Raw genomic sequence first — 16269 nt, forward strand, 5'->3', positions numbered from 1 at the left:
CACTGTCTAATGCTTATGGTTGTATATTGGTAGAACAAGCTCGACTAAAACGAGAGCCACCAATAATGAAATAAAGACTAATGCTATTGCTTCGCCAAGAAACTGGATTGTGACCTGTTGACGGCTGGCACCGAGCACTTTTCGCATTGCCACTTCACGCGCTCGCTGACTGGCGCGGGCGGTGGCCAAATTCATAAAATTAATACAGGCAATTAACAGGATTAAGCCCGCGATTACTGAAAAGGCATTAATCATAGATGCGTCACCTAAAGGGGATAAGTCGCCTAAGTTACCCGCGTCTTTTTTGGCATGTAAATGCAAATCTTCTAGTGGCATGAGCTTATGTTTCATATTGTGGGAAACTTTTCGGCCCGGCTCTAACCCTTCAGACAACGGACTTTCATTGTCGACCCAATACGTTAACCGCTGCTGAAACTCGTCAATTGAAACGCCTTCTCGCATTTTAAAATAGGTGTACACGTTAACGCTGGTCCATGAACTTAAGCCGGGATTGTTTTCAATAATGGACGGCAAAACAAAGATCACTAAGTCGAGATTGAGATGTGTGGCTTTTGGCAAGTCTTTGATCACACCTGTAACGGTGAGCTCCGACGGCTCTGGTCCAGCACAACAAACGGTGAGTGTTTGACCAACAACGTCGGTTTTACCAAAGTACTTAATTGCCATTTCTTCGGTGATCACTAAATCCAGTGGCTTTTTAAAGGACGTTTCTTTTGAGCCATAAACAAATGGCAAGTCGAACACATTAAAAAATGCCGGGTCAACAAATGTGACTTGTTCCGCGGTTACATCCTGTTGTTGAATAACCGACGCGCCGAATTGGATCAGTCGCACACCTTGTTCTACTTCATTAGTGGCATAGTCTCGAACGGCTTCCATCATATTGCCCGCGGAGCGTACAGTTAGAAATGGCTGTGAACCTAGGTTGATATACGCAGAATGCATTCGCACCACACGTTCTGAGTTTGGCAACCATTTGTCGTAGCCGGTTTCTTCTCTGACAAATAAAGTGATCAAAATACAGCTCATTAGGCCAAGTGCTAGCCCAAGAATATTGATTGCTGAAAACATGCCGTTTTTTATAATATTGCGCCAAGCGGTCAGTAAATAATTTTTTAACATCATTCATTCCTTCTAAATTTTTGGAATTAATACCCTGTTGGCATTAACTGGCTTGTCGAATACTTTGAGTGACTACGTGGCCGTCAAATAAATTGATGGTTCGGTGTGCGTAGTCGGCGTGAGAAGGACTATGGGTGACCATTACTATGGTTGTGCCTTCTTCATTAAGTGCCTGCAGCATTTCCATGACTTCTTGGCCATGGGCGCTGTCCAAATTACCGGTTGGCTCATCGGCAAGGATCATGGATTGGTTGCCGACCACCGCACGGGCGACTGCCACACGTTGCTGTTGACCACCTGACAGTTGGCTCGGCATATGTTGTGCGCGGTGGGCAATGCCCACCTTGTCCATAACTTTGGCGACTTTTTGTTTGCGCTCGTCTGCGGGAATATTGTGATATAAAAGTGCCAGTTCGATGTTTTCTTCAACGGTAAGTTCGTCAATTAGATTAAAGCTTTGGAAGATAAAACCGATGTGGTGTTTGCGGATCTGAGACAGTTGCGCTTCGGAATAACCCGACACGTCTTCATCGTTAAAAATGTACTGGCCGTCACTGGCTTTATCTAACATGCCGATAATGCTCAATAGAGTCGACTTGCCACAGCCCGATGGCCCCATAATCGCGACAAACTCGCCTTTTTCTATATCAATGTTAACTTGATCTAATGCGACCGTTTCGACCTCGTTAGATTGGTAAATTCGAGATAAGTTTTTAAGTTGTAACATGACATTATTCCTTTTGTTTATTTGGTTTGGCTTGTGGGTTTTATCCCCCAACCACTTCAATTTGTTTGTTGTCAGACGGTAAATTAGTTGAGCTTGAGACGCTGCATGTCTTGGTAGCTAGTGTATGGGCTTGTAACCACACGTTCGCCCACTTCAAGTCCGTCTAACACTTCGATAAAGCGACTATTACGGCGTCCAAGTCGTACCGGACGTCGCACGGCCTCATTGCTGTCGGCGGTGACAACAAATATCCAATTGCCGCCTGTGTCTTGATAAAAAGCCCCATTAGGAATAAGCAGCGCTTCACTTGAATCCCCAAGGGTTAACTTGGTTTGCACTGTCTGTCCGCGACGAATACCATCGGGTTGTTGGTCGACAAACTGTAAATCAACTTCAAACTGACCATTGGTAACCTGCGGGTAAATTTTTGACACGGTGAGTTGGTAATTTTCAAACGTGGCGTGTTGATTAATGTCGACACGGCTAAGGTAAAACTCGTCAATTAACGCGGTGAGCTTAAAGTCATCCGGCGTATCGATTTGGCCTAATCGTTCGCCTTTATCAATGCTTTGACCAACTTCAAAATCAAAGCCAGACAACTTGCCATTAACGGGCGCTCTGACATTCATATTGGCTAGGTTCTGACGGGAAATGGCTAAATTGCTTTCAAGTCGCATAGCGGTGTCTTTTAAGAACACCAACTGGCTTTCCTGTAGTTTTTTATCAGACGCTTGACTCTCCAACGTCAGTGCAAGTCGCGCTTTATACCACTCTAACGTATCTGTGGTGTCGGCATAGGTCGATTTACTCACCGCACCTGTTTTCATCAGTTCATCTTCACGGCTTACTTGACGTGTAAGTAGTTTAATCTGGTAATTAATATCCACTAAGTTGCGTTTATGTTGTAACCGATTTTGTTCTAAACTCAACTCTATTGAACGCATGTTATTAAGCTGCTCCGCTACTCTGGCTTCGTTCCCTAATACACTGAGTTGTAACGAGGCATTGGATAACTCAACAATCAAGTCTCCAGCGTTTAAGGTAACCCCATCCTCGACCAAAATACGCTCTACACGGCCACCTTCAATGGCATCCAAATACACTGTTTTAGCTGGAATAACACGGGCTCTGATTGGAATGAAGTCTTCAAAAATACCTGAAGTTACAGCAGAAATAGCGATCCGTTGGCTGTCGACTTTCATTGCTTTACCGGAATTTGACGTTGACTGAAAGTAGGCAATTAAAGCGATGAACACAACTATGATACTTGCCCATTTTACTTTCTTAAGTGACGTAGATGGCTTTACTATTTTACGGTCCATTCCCGCACCTGATATTTTATCACTGGCTTTTTGCGCTGAAGGCGCTGATTGCATTGTCATATTGGGTATTCACTTAACCAAATTTGAATTCTATTAGTGGGTTACACTTCAAGTATTGTTCCAGTTTGTAACGTGTTGAAAATAATGAATTATTTGTGTTTTATAGATTTGTTCTTTTAATAAACTGTACGTTTCCGAACAGCAAGTGTACGATATCGAACATTATTAATTGATTAAACGAGTGCGTTAACCGGATGGCAGACAAGAGCCAAATTCTTATTATCGATGACGATGAAGACATTCTCGTTGCTGCAAAGCTGCTATTACGTCGACATCGTTTTGAGGTCATAACCTGTCATGAACCTGAGCAGATCCCAGAGCTGTTAAAACAAAATGAATTTCAGGTGGTAATGCTTGATATGAATTTTGGACCGGGGAAAGTTCTGGCCAAGAGGGATTAAAATGGTTGGCGACAATACGACAATTAGTCCCGGACTGTGTCGTTGTTATGATCACTGCACATGGGGGGCTTAATTTAGCCATCGAAGCGATGAAGCTAGGCGCGACAGACTTTGTGATCAAACCTTGGCAGAACGAAAAGCTGGTGGCGACCATTTCCAGCGCTGCAAACTTAGGTGAAGTACGAAGTGAAGCCAAACAACTACAGACTACTAATCAACTTTTAATCAAAGTCGCCAATCAAACCGAGCGACCACAAATATTGGGCAATTCAGCCGCGATGAAATCGGTCATGTCTATAGTTGCCCGCAGTGCGCCGACCGATGCCAATGTTCTCATTTTAGGTGAAAACGGCACAGGCAAGCAGTTAGTTGCCCGTGAATTACATTTACAAAGCGGCCGTAAAAATCGAATTTTTATGACCGTTGACCTCGGAGCGGTTTCCGAAAGCTTATTTGAAAGCGAGCTATTTGGTCATAAAAAGGTGCATTTACCGGAGCAAATGAAGACCGCATTGGCAAACTTGAAGCAGCTGAAGGCGGAACGCTATTTTTGGACGAACTTGGCAATTTACCTCTGCATTTACAGGCAAAACTATTAACTGTGTTAGAGCAACGTCAAATAACCCCGCTTGGCGCCAATAAGCCTAAAGCGTTTGACGTTAGAGTCATATGTGCCACCAATGCCAGTAAACAAACCCTACTTGATGACACGCAATTTCGACAAGATTTGCTGTTTCGGTTAAATACCGTTGAGATCACTCTGCCAGCCCTTAGAGAAAGGCCAGAAGATATTAAGCCTATCGCAGAATATTACGCGGCGTTTTATTGTAAAAAATATGGCAAGCCATTATTACCAATAACCGCCGACGTCCTTCGTGTTTTAACGGCTTATCCTTGGCCGGGTAATATCCGAGCGTTAAGACATGCTGTGGAACGAGCGGTGATATTAAGTGAATCTGCGCACCTCACGGTTGCAGATTTTCAGTTGCAATCATTACCTCAAACGCCAACTGGCTCCCCAACGATAAATACTGATATTGAAGGGCTGGTACATGGGAATGAAAACAACAACAAGTTGAGCGCAAGCCATAACTCTGTGTCTGGTGCTGAACGCGGACCAGACTTTGACGCCGTTTCAGCTAAAAATGTTGAGGATGAAATTGCCAATGGCAACAACCTTAATCTTGAGCAAATAGAAAAGCGCACAATTACTCAGGCGCTGCGTACCTATCGCTATAACATCAGTCATACAGCCAAAGCATTAGGATTAACCCGTGCCGCGCTCTATCGGAGAATGGAAAAACATGGGCTTTAAACGATTTTCAATCCTAATTGGACTGCGTACAGCGTTGATCATGCTCAATTTATTGGCGATGACGTATCTTATTTATCAACCGGGATACCATGCTGCGACAGTTATGGCCACGCTGATCCTTGTTTTGCAGTGTTATAGCATTGTTAAATTTACAACTCGCACCAACGCCGAGCTAGTTCGGTTTTTAGATGCGGCAAAACACGCCGATTATTCACAGCGTTTTGATCTGTCGGCGTTAGGAGCAGGCTTTGCCGAACTGGGAGCCGCATTCGCCGACATTTTGCAAAAATTTCAAGCGGGTCGTCAGCAGCAAGAAGAAAAACTTCGACACTTAAAAGCCGTAATCGAACATGTGCCTGTGCCATTGATAAGCATTAAACAAAATGGGCAGCTAACGATTTGGAATAATGCCGCGAGACGGCTATTTGGTAAGGCGCGGATTGTTCGTATTGAAGATTTAGACCAGTTTGGGCCTGAATTTGTATTTAACTTAACGAGCATGAAAGCTGGAGAACGCCGCTTAGTCACTTTTCAGGCCGATAATATGACTCAGCAATTGAGTGTGTCTATGACCGAGGTGATTGTCGCGCAGGGACAGGAACGATTGTTGAGTTTGCAAGACATTCAAAACGAACTGGACGCCAGTCAACTGCAAGCGTGGCAAGATCTTGTGAAAGTATTGACCCATGAAATAATGAACAGTATTACGCCTGTTGCATCTCTTGCAAAAACGGCCGTGGACTTAGTGTCCGACACAAAACAACAGGTTGGCGACCAACCAGAGATCCAATCTCACCTTGATGATATCTCAAGTGCCGTAACCACTGTAGCCCGTCGAAGTGAAGGTTTAATGAAATTTGTTGGCAGTTATCGCAAATTAACCCGCTTGCCGCCGCCGGTTAAAACGCCAATAACGATTAATGAATTGTTTTCGCAGGTTATTGAAATCGCTAGGCAAGAACAGGCTCATTGCCACTTTGAATTTATAATAGCAGTGGTGCCAGCGGCGTTAAAAGTAGAAGCCGACCGTGCCATGTTGGAACAAGTTTTAATTAACCTTGTTAAAAATGCCCAACAAGCGACACAACATGTTGAACATCCGCAGATAAACTTAAGTGCTGGTTTAAATCGTCGTGGTCATGTGGTTATCGATATTTCAGATAATGGCTTTGGAATAGACGATGAAATGAAAGCCAAAATATTCATTCCTTTTTACACCACAAAAAAGAAGGATCTGGGGTAGGTTTAGCCTTAACACGACAAGTAATGAACGCCCATGGCGGTACCGTAAAAGCATCAACAAGCGACGCTGGTGGCGCCTGTTTTAGCTTAATATTTTAATACTTTTAAATTAAAAATATCATCCAAGCAAAAAGGACGCTAAGCGTCCTTTTTAATCGTGTTTAAGTCATCGTTGGCCTACTTGAGCCGGGTTACTCGCCCTTGGCTGAAAACGCTTTTTGCCTGCTATCCAGGTTTCCAATACCTTTGTTTTCCATATGTTTTTTGCATCGATTTCAAAAATGTCTTGGTCAATTAAAATAAAGTCTGCCCACTTTCCTTTTTCTAACCCGCCCAATATTTTATCTTGATGTGCACCAAATGCCGCGTCTATGGTAAAGGCTTTTAATGCCTGAGCAACGGTTAACGATTGTTCTTTAATCCAACCACCGTGCGGTTGGTCTTCTCTGTCTTGACGAGTAATAGCAGCGTGCAAGCCAAAAAATGGATTTGCCAATTCAACCGGAAAATCTGAGCCAGCAACTACAACACTGCCTTGTTTTAAAAATGACTGCCAAGCATAAGCACCTTTTAATCGTTCCTCTCCAATTCTGTCTTTTGCCATGTTTTTGTCTGACGTAGCATGAGTAGGCTGCATTGAAGGTAAAATATCTAATTGTTTAAACCTTGGAATATCTTCTAAATTGACCACTTGTGCGTGTTCAATTCGATTTCGAAACGTTCTCGCTTCGGGCTTGGATTTATATGCAGTTTCAAACTCATCTAGTGCTATCCGGTTCGCTCTATCGCCAATGGCGTGGATATTGATTTGAAAATCGTAGTTAAAAATGGTGCTAAAAGTACGTTTAATCTCGCCGGACTCGTCACCAATAACCCGGTATTTTTGCGTCGTCATGATAAGGCGCTAACATTGCGGCTCCTCTGCTACCTAAGGCGCCGTCACCGTATATTTTTACACTGCGGATAGATAACATGTCTTTTGGATCATTCACAAAGCCGTGTTTTAACATGTCTTCTAGTTTGCTGTCGGTTGCGGCTAACATTGCGTATACACGCACTTTAAAGTTGTCGTCCGCGACTTGGTCTTTTAAAAAATGGTAACTGTCGTGGTCAATGCCGGCGTCGTGCACACTGGTAATACCGAGTTCTAAGAGGTGTTGATTAACTTTGTTAAATGCGGTCATCAACATAGTGTCGTCTTGATTAGGAATTTTCTCCGTGATTAAATTCTCGGCGTTATCAATTAAAACGCCCGTGGGTTCGCCGTCATGGTCTTTAACAATTTCCCCACCATCTGGCGATATGGTATTGCGTGTTATGCCTGCAAGTTGCATTGCTTTGGTGTTTAACCAAACAGCATGGCCATCAACCCGACTTAAGACAATAGGGCGGTCGGCTTCATATTCATCTAAGTCTTTTGCCGTTGGAAATTCTTTTGAAGGCCACAATACTTGATTCCAACCTCTGCCTAAAATCCAGTTTAATTTGGGGTTTTGTTTGGCATATTGAGCTACTTTTAATGCGGTTTTTTGTTTCGATTTAATCCCGCGAACATCAACCTGCATTAAATTGTAACCCAGACCTAAAAATGCGCATGACCGTCAATTAATCCCGGTAGCATGGTTTGTCCCTTGCCATCAATAAACACCGAATTTGGATACGATTTAAGTAGCTCCGCGTTTTTCCTTTTGTCCTTTTCACTAAACGTTTCAACAACTTTGCCATCTTCAAATACGATGGCCGAAAACTTGGTTAGCTGACCATTGTTTAAAAAGGTATAGCCTTGGATGTTATGAATTAATGTACTTTGTGCCAGTACGCTAAACGATAATGCGCTTAGGCAATACAAAACCGTTTTGTAAATTACGTTGGTGAATTTTAAAGTCATATTCAAATCTACTCGCTTTGATGAATAAACCAACGTTAATCAATTGATATTGATAACACAATGTTTGGTAATAAAAGGGCACTAATTAATCTCGAAAGAAATTAGTTAGGTTGTAAAGGCTGAAGAATTAAAATGGTTAAATTTCTTCAATGATTATCACCACTATTCATTTATACTGTTAAATATCATATGACTTAGCACTAATAAGGAACACAAGACGTGTCCAATGTACCTAGTAGTTTTATTTCATTAGCGCTTTCAAAAAAGTGGCATATTCTGCGCTAAAAGTTTCAATTTTAGTGGGTACGCTACTCGCACTGATCAATCATGGCGGTGCTTTGCTTGAAATGAATATGTCAGCTGATCGCATTATTCAAATTTTACTGACGTATTTAGTGCCATACTGTGTGTCGACCTTTTCTGCAGTAAAGGCAATTCAACAATATGAAAAAACACATTAATTAAAACCATTCTAACGTAAATTTAAAAAAGTATTAAAATCCCACAATACAGTAGATCAAGATACAGTGGCCCAAGAAACAGCGGAGTAAGACGATAATGATGGATTTTATTTTGCTTTTTATTGCGGGTTTAGTGGGAGGGATCCTAAACTCGATTGCCGGTGGGGGCAGTTTTATAACGTTCCCAGCCTTAGTGTTTGTTGGTGTAACGCCACTAATTGCCAATGCGACCAATACATTTTCTTCCTGCGCAGGTTACTTAAGTGGCGCTTATGCATTTAGAAATGAATTAACAAACCACAAGAAAGAAGTCCTATTTACCGTCTTATCCAGCGTTGGTGGCGGCGGGGTTGGGGCGTGTTTATTACTGCAAACCTCAGAATCAACTTTTCAGACCGCCATTCCTTGGTTGCTGCTTTTTGCCACCTTATTGTTTATCTTTGGCGGTAAAGCCAATCTTTTTTAAAGTCTTTTTCTAACCATAATAAATATGCGTCTCACTTCAGAATGGTCTTTTTGGCAATGGTGTTATTGGGTGTATGTATTTATGGCGGTTTTTTTAATGCGGGTTTAGGCATTGTTGTTTTAAGTTACTTAACGTTGGCAGGGCACTCAAACATCAATGTAATGAATGGTATTAAGTTAATCGTGTCTTCTTCGGTTTCTCTTGCGGCGATATTCTTATTTATATTAAACGACTCCATCGCTTGGTTCGAAGGGAGTGCAGTATTAGTCGGCACTTTAATTGGTGGTTATTTCTCCGCAGCGGTTTCGATGAAAGTACCACAACAATATGTAAGGTGGTTTGTGATATTGATGAGCTGCATCATTACCATTTATTTTTTCATCGTGACCTATGGCTGATTGTTCCATAATAAGTAGCACCGTATTTTTATTAGTCAGTCGTGAAATTTTGGTTTTAAACTCCGGTTATTATTAAAGTTTTGCTATGCACGTTTCATTTAAGCCATAACTTATATTGGTTCAGTCGGCTTGTTGGACAAACTAAATAACGCCTAATTCCTTTTCTTTCGGGCTCTTATCGCCTTGTCGTACTATTTCCGCAGTTGTTATTTCTATGCATTTGATATTTGTATTTTGACGTTTTTATGACTTGTAATTTAAACATGATATGTTTAAATAGGTATTACGATTTTTATCGAAGGTTCGGAACAACAATTAGCCGCGATGATTGAACAGGATGAACGTTACGGCAGGACGAGATAATCACGTGTTGTATTGATCCGATTTGTTCGCAGAGGTTAAGTCGACAGGTGGCCGACCGGGACGCGTGTCTATTCATCGATAATATTTAAAATAAAAATAAACTAATTTGGCGATTAGGGATAAAGATTATGTTTACTAAAATTAAAAGCGTTGCGTATTCAGCATGCTTTCTATTAACCACAACGGCGTTGGTTTCATGTTCGTTAACGTCCGCTGAAACGGTTGCTACCGGCACGAGTGTCAAGCAGGAAGATAGCAGCACTGCAACAAAGAAAAAACCAAATGTATTGGTTTTGATGTTTGATGATATGCGGTTCGATACGTTTTCGTATCGAGGTGGTCCGGTGCATACGCCTAATATCGACAACTTGGCGTCTGAGTCAACTCGTTTTGATAATGCGATGACAACAACTGGATTATGTTCTCCCTCACGTGCAGCGTTTTATACAGGCCGCTGGGGACATAAAAATGGCTTGGATGACAACGTAGAGTTGTATCATTCTCGTAAAGCTGAATTAGATCCGTCTGAAGGGGGCTTAATCAAAAGAGCGTCCGATGCGGGTTATTTAGTTGGTCATGTTGGCAAATGGCATTTAGGGGCGCGCGGTACAGAAATGCGCGGTGCTGAAATAGATTTAGGTCACGGTCATGAACCAAGAGAACGTTTTAGTCGTCCGTATACGCCCTACTCAAAGGTGACTCAAGTAGAAGGTTATTACAAAGGCAAACTAGATAAAAACGGCGAAAAGCACGAATACTGGAAAACCTTAGATGGGACTTTTGAAGACACCGAAGCTTATAAAAAAGTGGTGCATGGTAAAAAGATGCTTAAGCAGATGGCAACCGACGACCGCCCATTTTTTGGCATCGTGAGCTTTAATCAACCACATCCGGCTTATCGAGTACCAGAGCCGTTTGCGAGTATGTATGACCCTAAAAGGTGGCTGTGCTAAGGCAATCATTTAGCTAAACGCATCAACAAACCACTGGCACAGGGTGGCATTTGGTGGCCTTGGCATGATGTTGGTCATATGTCTGATGAAGACTGGCGTAAATCACGCGCATTTTATTACGGTGCGATTGCGATGGTTGACCAAATTGTTGGTGAGTTATTGCAAGCGGCGAAAGACGAAGGTATTTATGACGACTTACACATAGTTTTGCTCGGCGATCAAGGCAGTATGTTAGGCGAACATACTTTATATGACAAAGGACCGTATGCCTATGATGAGTTAATGCGTATGCCGCTGCTGATTAAAAATCCAAACATTGCACCACGAATTGTTCATCGCCAAGTCTCTTTGTTAGATGTTACGCCAACCTTATCCGAGTGGATGACGTTAGAGTCTGACGGTGATGTGGACGGACATACCTTGACGCCATTGATGCTTGAAGGTGATAAAGCGGAAGCTGGTCAACCTGACACAGCATTGTATGCCTATGAATGGTACAACGGTTCATGGTTTGGTATTCGTGCAATACGTACGCCTGAGTTTAAATTTGTTTGGAACCCAGGTGATAACATTGACGAGCTTTACGACTTAAAAAATGATCCGCTAGAGATGAACAATCTTATCAAAAACAAAAAATACGTTAAACAACGCGCGGCTATGGTGATGTTGTTAAAACAAGAACTTAAACGAGTCGACGATCCTGCATTAACTATGTTGGAACACCACGGCAAAGCGTATTTAAATTAATTCTGTATCAGCCAATTAAATACTGGCTATCGAGGACCCAATGACTAAGTATTTTTTAACGATTATGGTTTTGTTAGTGAGCGCGACGTCATGCGCTTCGCCGTCAAAAACATTAAATTCAAAAACACAAAGCAATATCAATCAAGGTGCACGCCCTAATATCCTGCTAATTTTAGCAGATGATTTGGGCTATGCCGATGTGAGCTTTAATGGTGGCACTGAAATCCCAACGCTAAGTCTTGACGCGTTAGCAAACCAAGGCGTGGTATTTGACTCAGCCTATGTCGCCCATCCATTTTGTGGACCGAGCCGCGCGGCGTTATTAACCGGTCGATACCCACATAAAATTGGTGCTCAGTTTAACTTGCCAACAACTGGTTCTACGACAGGCGTTGATGTTAATGAAGAGTTTGTGAGTAAAACCTTGCAAAAATCTGGTTATTTTACCGGGGCAATTGGTAAATGGCATTTAGGTGAAGAATCTCGTTATCATCCTAATAATCGTGGTTTCGATGAGTTTTATGGTTTTTTGGGGGCGGGCATCAATATTTCCCTGAACAATATCGTCCACGCTACGAAGCCTTAACAAAACGTGGTGTGCGTTATGTTAACGACTACATTAAACCGTTAGAACACAACGGCAAAGAAGTACGTGAAACTGAATATATAACTGATGCATTATCCCGTGAAGCGGTAAACTTTGTTGAACAAGCAGGTAAAGAAAAATCTCAACCATTTTTCCTCTACCTCGCCTACAACGCTCCACATGTGCCACTAGAAGCAAAACAAGAAGACATTGCCAAGTTTGCTCATATCAAAAATAAGAAACGTCGTATTTATGCAGCTATGGTTCATGCGGTAGACCGCGGAGTGCAGCGAGTTGTGGATGCGTTAGACGCAACCGGTCAACTTGAAAATACGTTAATTGTATTTATGAGCGATAACGGCGGGAAAACTCAACAGGGTGGCGTAAATTTGCCACTTAAAGAAGGCAAGGGCAGCGCTCATGAAGGGGGCCACAGAGTACCGATGTTTGTGTATTGGCCCAAAGGTATTGCCGCACAAAAAGACCATTATCCATATCCGGTGTCGGCACTTGATTTGTATCCAACATTTACTCAATTGGCAGGCGCTGAAATACCGACTAAAAAGTTGTTAGATGGCAAAGACCTTTTACCTGCCATATTGGCGAAAAAACCGGTACGAGCAGGTGAAAGCCTTTATGTTATGAGGCATCGTACTGCGGCAAGTGATGTTTCAGTTCGTCGTGACAATTTTAAAGCGGTTAGAACCAAAGCAACAGGTAAATGGCAGTTATATGACATAGATAAAGACATTGGTGAAAAGAACGACATCAGCAGTAAACACCCACAGTTGTTGCAGGATATGGTGACAGATATGGCCCACTGGAGTTGGAGCAATAAAGAACCACAGTGGTTTCATATCCATGAAGAAGGGCAAAAGTGGCGTGAAGCAGCGATGCCGCGACACGGTGAAACGTTTGACTTAAATTCAAAATAACATTAACTCTTTGTTTAAGTTAATGAAACCAAGTCATTAACGGTATGCTAACCACGACAAATTGTTACAATTTAAAAAAGCTCAACATTGACTGTTGGGCTTTTTTAACGGATAAAAGGTATTCTTAAGAGGCAAAGTGGTCACTATGAGTATACGTTTGGAAAAATTATTGGATGTTTGGCATTCGCAAATTGACCAGCATCAATGGATCTTAGCAACCGTTATCGAAACAGCAGGTTCGTCGTACCGCAAAACCGGTGCGATGATGTTTATCAACGATCTAGGTCAATATTATGGTTTGATCAGCGGTGGATGTTTAGAACCTGATATTATGCGTAAAGCTCGTCGTTGCTGGGACTCTGGTCAAAATCAGACGGTCTGTTATGACATGCGAGATGAAGACGACATTGGTTGGCAACTCGGCATTGGTTGCGGTGGCATGGTTAAAATTTTGCTTCAGCCAATTAACAAGGCCAATAATTTTCTTGAATTACCTCTATTAAAGCAGCAACTCTCCGAACGACAAATTAGTCATTATGCGCAAGACACAACTTCGACTTTTCCTAATAATTGGGTCGTTAAGACCGGCGAGATAACGTCAATTGTAAACTCAGCACTGTCCTCAGACGCGCTAACAAATTCAGTGATTGAACACAAATTTACCCCAGCCCCACAAATCGCAATTTTTGGCGGTGGAGTCGATGCACAGCCATTAGCGGCCATGGCAGAGGTTTTAGGTTGGCGCGTAATAATGTATGACCCACGAGTGAATTACGCCCAGCGTGACAAGTTTGTACATGCTGAACATATTGTCAGAGACAAGTTTTTAGACTTAGTCGGTCATCCGTCATTAACGCAACTCGATGCGGTGGTTATTATGACCCATAACGTCAAACTTGACGGCGAAGCATTGTTGTTAGTTCAACAATCCAGTGCCGATTTTGTTGGTTTGTTAGGGCCAAAACACCGCACTGAAAAAGTTCTAAAATCCGTAGGAATATCCGTTGAAGACTTACAGAAACCCTTGTCTAACCCAATTGGATTGGATATTGGAGGCGAATTACCAGAGTCTATCGCACTGTCTATTACCGCTGAAATACACGCAGTACTTGAGAATAAAATAGCATTTACCCAAGCTGATAAAAAGGGCTTGAAGCGTGTCGGTTGAGATGACTAAACCCTTCAACTTAAATCCGGCTATTTTGCTTTTGGCGGCTGGGCAAAGTAGACGATTTAATGGCGTCAAACAATTAAGTTTAGTCGCAACGTCGAACGGCAAAACGCCTCTTTTACAAGCTAAAATAAATACCCTTCTCCAACTGAATTTACCGCTGTTTGCGGCAATTCGCGATGACATAAAGTTAGCCAATTTTACGCCAATCAAGTTGAATGGCTCACCAAAGTTAACTTGGATTACCCCTCAGAATAGTCGTCTCGGGATGGGCCATACGATCGCTGATTCCGTAGATATTTTGCTAAAACAGCTGCCAAACTGCAGTCATATTGTAATTACACTTTGTGACCAAGTTGCTTTAGACACAGCTGCATATCAGTCATTAGTTAGATTAAGTGCACAGCAACCGGAGAAGATCATCTGTTGTGAAACTCAGGACGGACTGTCTGTCCCTGCTGTTTTTCCAAAAGCTTGGTTTTCGCAGCTTAAGCAATTAACTGGCGATAAAGGGGCAAAACATATTTTAAATAATGCAGGTGACCAAAGGCAGACTATATTGTTAAACCAAGCGATTATTGACATAGATACCAAACAAGAATTAGAAGATTGGAATAAAGCTCAAACTAACCAGTTTACGAAAGAATGTAATGCTTTAACGGGAGAAAAAGCATGTTAAATATAACGATAAATAATAAAAAGCGCACGATAGATGTGCCAGACGATATGCCGATTTTATATGTGCTCAGGGACGAACTGAGCCTGCTAGGAACCAAGTTTGGGTGCGGGTTAGGCCAATGTGGAGCATGCACCATTCATATTGATGGCCATGCTATGCGGTCGTGCATCACCCTATTTCGTATGCTGCGAATAAGTCTATTACTACCATAGAAGGACTCGACGACGATGCAAATCATCGGGTGCAAATCGCCTTAGCGAGAATTTAAGGTGCCACAATGTGGTTACTGCTAAGGTAGGTCAAATGATGTCGGCATCAGCCATGTTAGACACTATTCCAAATCCGACCGATGAAGAAATCGACCTGCATATGCAAGGCAATGTATGCAGGTGCGGGACATACGACAGGATCCGAAAAGCGATTAAACATGCGGCACAACTGCCAGCGAACAAGTAAGGATTGGTTATGTTTGACTATACAAAAATAAAAAACGGGCCGTCCTCATCTGCCGCTGAAATTGCTAATGTCAGCCGACGCAGCTTTTTGAAACAACTCGGCATTGGCACAGGTGCATTTGTACTCGCGACGGTTATGCTCATGGGTTTTCATCAATCTTGCATGCATCGCCAAGCCGCGGTGACAGTGCCAACGTAAAAGCCGATCATGCTCTTAACTTTTTTGTTGCGATAAACCCTGATGGTTCGACGTCGATTGTATGTCACCGGTGTGAAATGGGACAGGGCATAAGAACCTCTATTCCACAAATTATTGCAGATGAAATGGAAGCAGATTGGCAACAAGTGTTTGTCGTTCAGGGCAAAGCCGACAAACGTTACGGTGCGCAGGGGACTGCCGGTTCAACATCAATTCGTAATCAATTTATCGATATGCGTAAAATTGGTGCGGCCGCGAGGCAAATGTTAGAACAAGCTGCAGCGGATATGTGGGGCGTTAAACGTTCTGACGTAACCGCAGAAAACCATGTTGTTAAACATTTATTGAGTGGTAAAACACTATCATTTGGTGAGTTAGCGCAGACGGCATCTAAGTTAGATGCCCCTGATCAAAAATCAGTTAAATTGAAGTCTCCCGATCAATTTAAATTGATTGGTAAAGAAGTGAAATTATTCGACCAAGACGACATTATCGCTGGTCGCGCAACGTATGCCCAAGATATTCAATTGCTAGGGATGTTAATTGCCAGTATTGAACGTCCGCCCGTGGTTGGCAGTAAAGTGGTGTCCTTTGATGCAACCGAGGCGTTAAAAATAAAAGGTGTGGTTGAGGTTGTTCAACTTAAAGACCGCCCTTTACCGGTAAATGTTTTGCCAATATCTGGGGTTGCTGTATTAGCAACAAATACCTGAGGCTGCACATCAAGGACGCAAAGCGTTAAAAGTTGAGTGGCAGTT

General features: G+C 42.5%; 17 protein-coding genes and 4 pseudogenes. 15 read left to right on the forward strand and 6 right to left on the reverse strand.

What is annotated here, in order from left to right:
- Window positions 1-6 precede the first annotated feature (6 nt).
- From PN838_RS23965 to PN838_RS23975, 3 genes are all read right to left on the reverse strand, one after another.
- Complete coding sequence (locus tag PN838_RS23965; protein ID WP_272182265.1) at window positions 7-1143, reverse strand: ABC transporter permease; 1137 nt, start codon at window positions 1141-1143, stop codon at window positions 7-9.
- A gap of 43 nt (window positions 1144-1186) precedes the next feature.
- Window positions 1187-1870 (reverse strand): ABC transporter ATP-binding protein, encoded by a 684-nt coding sequence (locus PN838_RS23970; RefSeq protein ID WP_272182266.1) that lies wholly within the window; start codon window positions 1868-1870, stop codon window positions 1187-1189.
- Window positions 1871-1953: 83 nt separating this feature from the next.
- The gene (locus PN838_RS23975) at window positions 1954-3252 is read right to left on the reverse strand and encodes an efflux RND transporter periplasmic adaptor subunit (RefSeq protein WP_272182267.1); all 1299 of its coding nucleotides are present in this window, start codon (window positions 3250-3252) and stop codon (window positions 1954-1956) included.
- 194 nt (window positions 3253-3446) lie between these two features.
- On the opposite strand from PN838_RS23975, the gene PN838_RS23980 reads away from it, so the two are divergent.
- From PN838_RS23980 to PN838_RS26735, 4 genes and pseudogenes are all read left to right on the forward strand, one after another.
- Window positions 3447-3653: a response regulator gene (locus PN838_RS23980; RefSeq protein ID WP_272182268.1), complete on the forward strand. Its 207-nt coding sequence runs from the start codon at window positions 3447-3449 to the stop codon at window positions 3651-3653.
- Between the two features lies 1 nt (window position 3654).
- Window positions 3655-4605, forward strand: a pseudogene (locus tag PN838_RS23985) (sigma-54-dependent transcriptional regulator); the annotation flags it as partial.
- A gap of 144 nt (window positions 4606-4749) precedes the next feature.
- Window positions 4750-4968, forward strand: coding sequence for a helix-turn-helix domain-containing protein (locus PN838_RS23990; protein WP_272182698.1), 219 nt, complete (start codon window positions 4750-4752; stop codon window positions 4966-4968).
- A 1033-nt stretch (window positions 4969-6001) separates the two neighbouring features.
- Window positions 6002-6309: pseudogene (locus tag PN838_RS26735) on the forward strand (ATP-binding protein).
- Between the two features lie 67 nt (window positions 6310-6376).
- On the opposite strand, the gene PN838_RS26740 reads toward PN838_RS26735, so the two are convergent.
- The 3 genes from PN838_RS26740 to PN838_RS26750 are packed head-to-tail and all read right to left on the reverse strand — an operon-like array spanning window position 6377 to window position 8098.
- Window positions 6377-7105, reverse strand: a complete 729-nt coding sequence (locus PN838_RS26740; protein WP_334313439.1) for an amidohydrolase — start codon at window positions 7103-7105, stop codon at window positions 6377-6379.
- Window positions 7074-7775, reverse strand: a complete 702-nt coding sequence (locus PN838_RS26745) for an amidohydrolase (RefSeq protein ID WP_334313440.1) — start codon at window positions 7773-7775, stop codon at window positions 7074-7076. Before PN838_RS26745 ends, PN838_RS26740 begins: the two co-directional genes overlap by 32 nt.
- A gap of 17 nt (window positions 7776-7792) precedes the next feature.
- Window positions 7793-8098 (reverse strand): hypothetical protein, encoded by a 306-nt coding sequence (locus PN838_RS26750; RefSeq protein ID WP_334313441.1) that lies wholly within the window; start codon window positions 8096-8098, stop codon window positions 7793-7795.
- Window positions 8099-8364: 266 nt separating this feature from the next.
- Between PN838_RS26750 and nrtS the strand changes: the two genes are divergently transcribed.
- From nrtS to PN838_RS24060, 11 genes and pseudogenes are all read left to right on the forward strand, one after another.
- Window positions 8365-8559: a nitrate/nitrite transporter NrtS gene (nrtS, locus tag PN838_RS24005; RefSeq protein WP_272182270.1), complete on the forward strand. Its 195-nt coding sequence runs from the start codon at window positions 8365-8367 to the stop codon at window positions 8557-8559.
- A 97-nt stretch (window positions 8560-8656) separates the two neighbouring features.
- Entirely contained in the window at window positions 8657-9025 is a 369-nt protein-coding gene (locus PN838_RS24010) for a sulfite exporter TauE/SafE family protein (RefSeq protein WP_272182271.1), read from the forward strand.
- A 41-nt stretch (window positions 9026-9066) separates the two neighbouring features.
- Window positions 9067-9423 carry a sulfite exporter TauE/SafE family protein gene (locus PN838_RS24015; protein WP_272182272.1) on the forward strand — a complete coding sequence of 119 codons (357 nt, stop codon included), beginning with the start codon at window positions 9067-9069 and terminating at the stop codon, window positions 9421-9423.
- Between the two features lie 491 nt (window positions 9424-9914).
- Window positions 9915-11486, forward strand: a pseudogene (locus PN838_RS24020) (sulfatase family protein).
- Between the two features lie 40 nt (window positions 11487-11526).
- The gene (locus PN838_RS24030) at window positions 11527-12072 is read left to right on the forward strand and encodes a sulfatase-like hydrolase/transferase (RefSeq protein ID WP_272182273.1); all 546 of its coding nucleotides are present in this window, start codon (window positions 11527-11529) and stop codon (window positions 12070-12072) included.
- An 11-nt stretch (window positions 12073-12083) separates the two neighbouring features.
- Window positions 12084-13007 carry a sulfatase-like hydrolase/transferase gene (locus PN838_RS24035; protein ID WP_272182274.1) on the forward strand — a complete coding sequence of 308 codons (924 nt, stop codon included), beginning with the start codon at window positions 12084-12086 and terminating at the stop codon, window positions 13005-13007.
- Window positions 13008-13152: 145 nt separating this feature from the next.
- Complete coding sequence (locus tag PN838_RS24040) at window positions 13153-14175, forward strand: XdhC family protein (RefSeq protein WP_215964088.1); 1023 nt, start codon at window positions 13153-13155, stop codon at window positions 14173-14175.
- Window position 14176: 1 nt separating this feature from the next.
- Window positions 14177-14857: a nucleotidyltransferase family protein gene (locus tag PN838_RS24045; RefSeq protein WP_272182275.1), complete on the forward strand. Its 681-nt coding sequence runs from the start codon at window positions 14177-14179 to the stop codon at window positions 14855-14857.
- Window positions 14851-15313 (forward strand): annotated as a pseudogene (locus PN838_RS24050) ((2Fe-2S)-binding protein). The gene PN838_RS24045 and the pseudogene PN838_RS24050 overlap by 7 nt, the downstream one beginning before the upstream one ends.
- Before the next feature lie 9 nt (window positions 15314-15322).
- Window positions 15323-15511 carry a twin-arginine translocation signal domain-containing protein gene (locus tag PN838_RS24055; RefSeq protein ID WP_272182276.1) on the forward strand — a complete coding sequence of 63 codons (189 nt, stop codon included), beginning with the start codon at window positions 15323-15325 and terminating at the stop codon, window positions 15509-15511.
- Complete coding sequence (locus PN838_RS24060; protein ID WP_272182277.1) at window positions 15472-16224, forward strand: molybdopterin cofactor-binding domain-containing protein; 753 nt, start codon at window positions 15472-15474, stop codon at window positions 16222-16224. The genes PN838_RS24055 and PN838_RS24060 overlap by 40 nt, the downstream gene beginning before the upstream one ends.
- Window positions 16225-16269: the final 45 nt, after the last annotated feature.

Source organism: Psychrosphaera algicola (assembly GCF_028401425.1).
Classification (GTDB): domain Bacteria; phylum Pseudomonadota; class Gammaproteobacteria; order Enterobacterales; family Alteromonadaceae; genus Psychrosphaera; species Psychrosphaera algicola.

Excerpts from the sequence above, each read along its gene's own strand:
- PN838_RS23970 (WP_272182266.1), bottom strand. The coding sequence starts at position 1,870 with ATGTTACAACTTAAAAACTTATCTCGAATTTACCAATCTAACGAGGTC.
- PN838_RS26750 (WP_334313441.1), bottom strand. The coding sequence starts at position 8,098 with ATGACTTTAAAATTCACCAACGTAATTTACAAAACGGTTTTGTATTGC.
- PN838_RS23965 (WP_272182265.1), bottom strand. The coding sequence starts at position 1,143 with ATGTTAAAAAATTATTTACTGACCGCTTGGCGCAATATTATAAAAAAC.
- PN838_RS24040 (WP_215964088.1), top strand. The coding sequence starts at position 13,153 with ATGAGTATACGTTTGGAAAAATTATTGGATGTTTGGCATTCGCAAATT.
- PN838_RS24010 (WP_272182271.1), top strand. The coding sequence starts at position 8,657 with ATGATGGATTTTATTTTGCTTTTTATTGCGGGTTTAGTGGGAGGGATC.
- PN838_RS23980 (WP_272182268.1), top strand. The coding sequence starts at position 3,447 with ATGGCAGACAAGAGCCAAATTCTTATTATCGATGACGATGAAGACATT.
- PN838_RS24030 (WP_272182273.1), top strand. The coding sequence starts at position 11,527 with ATGACTAAGTATTTTTTAACGATTATGGTTTTGTTAGTGAGCGCGACG.
- PN838_RS24055 (WP_272182276.1), top strand. The coding sequence starts at position 15,323 with ATGTTTGACTATACAAAAATAAAAAACGGGCCGTCCTCATCTGCCGCT.
- PN838_RS24015 (WP_272182272.1), top strand. The coding sequence starts at position 9,067 with ATGGTCTTTTTGGCAATGGTGTTATTGGGTGTATGTATTTATGGCGGT.
- PN838_RS23975 (WP_272182267.1), bottom strand. The coding sequence starts at position 3,252 with ATGACAATGCAATCAGCGCCTTCAGCGCAAAAAGCCAGTGATAAAATA.
- PN838_RS24045 (WP_272182275.1), top strand. The coding sequence starts at position 14,177 with ATGACTAAACCCTTCAACTTAAATCCGGCTATTTTGCTTTTGGCGGCT.
- PN838_RS26740 (WP_334313439.1), bottom strand. The coding sequence starts at position 7,105 with ATGACGACGCAAAAATACCGGGTTATTGGTGACGAGTCCGGCGAGATT.
- PN838_RS26745 (WP_334313440.1), bottom strand. The coding sequence starts at position 7,775 with ATGCAGGTTGATGTTCGCGGGATTAAATCGAAACAAAAAACCGCATTA.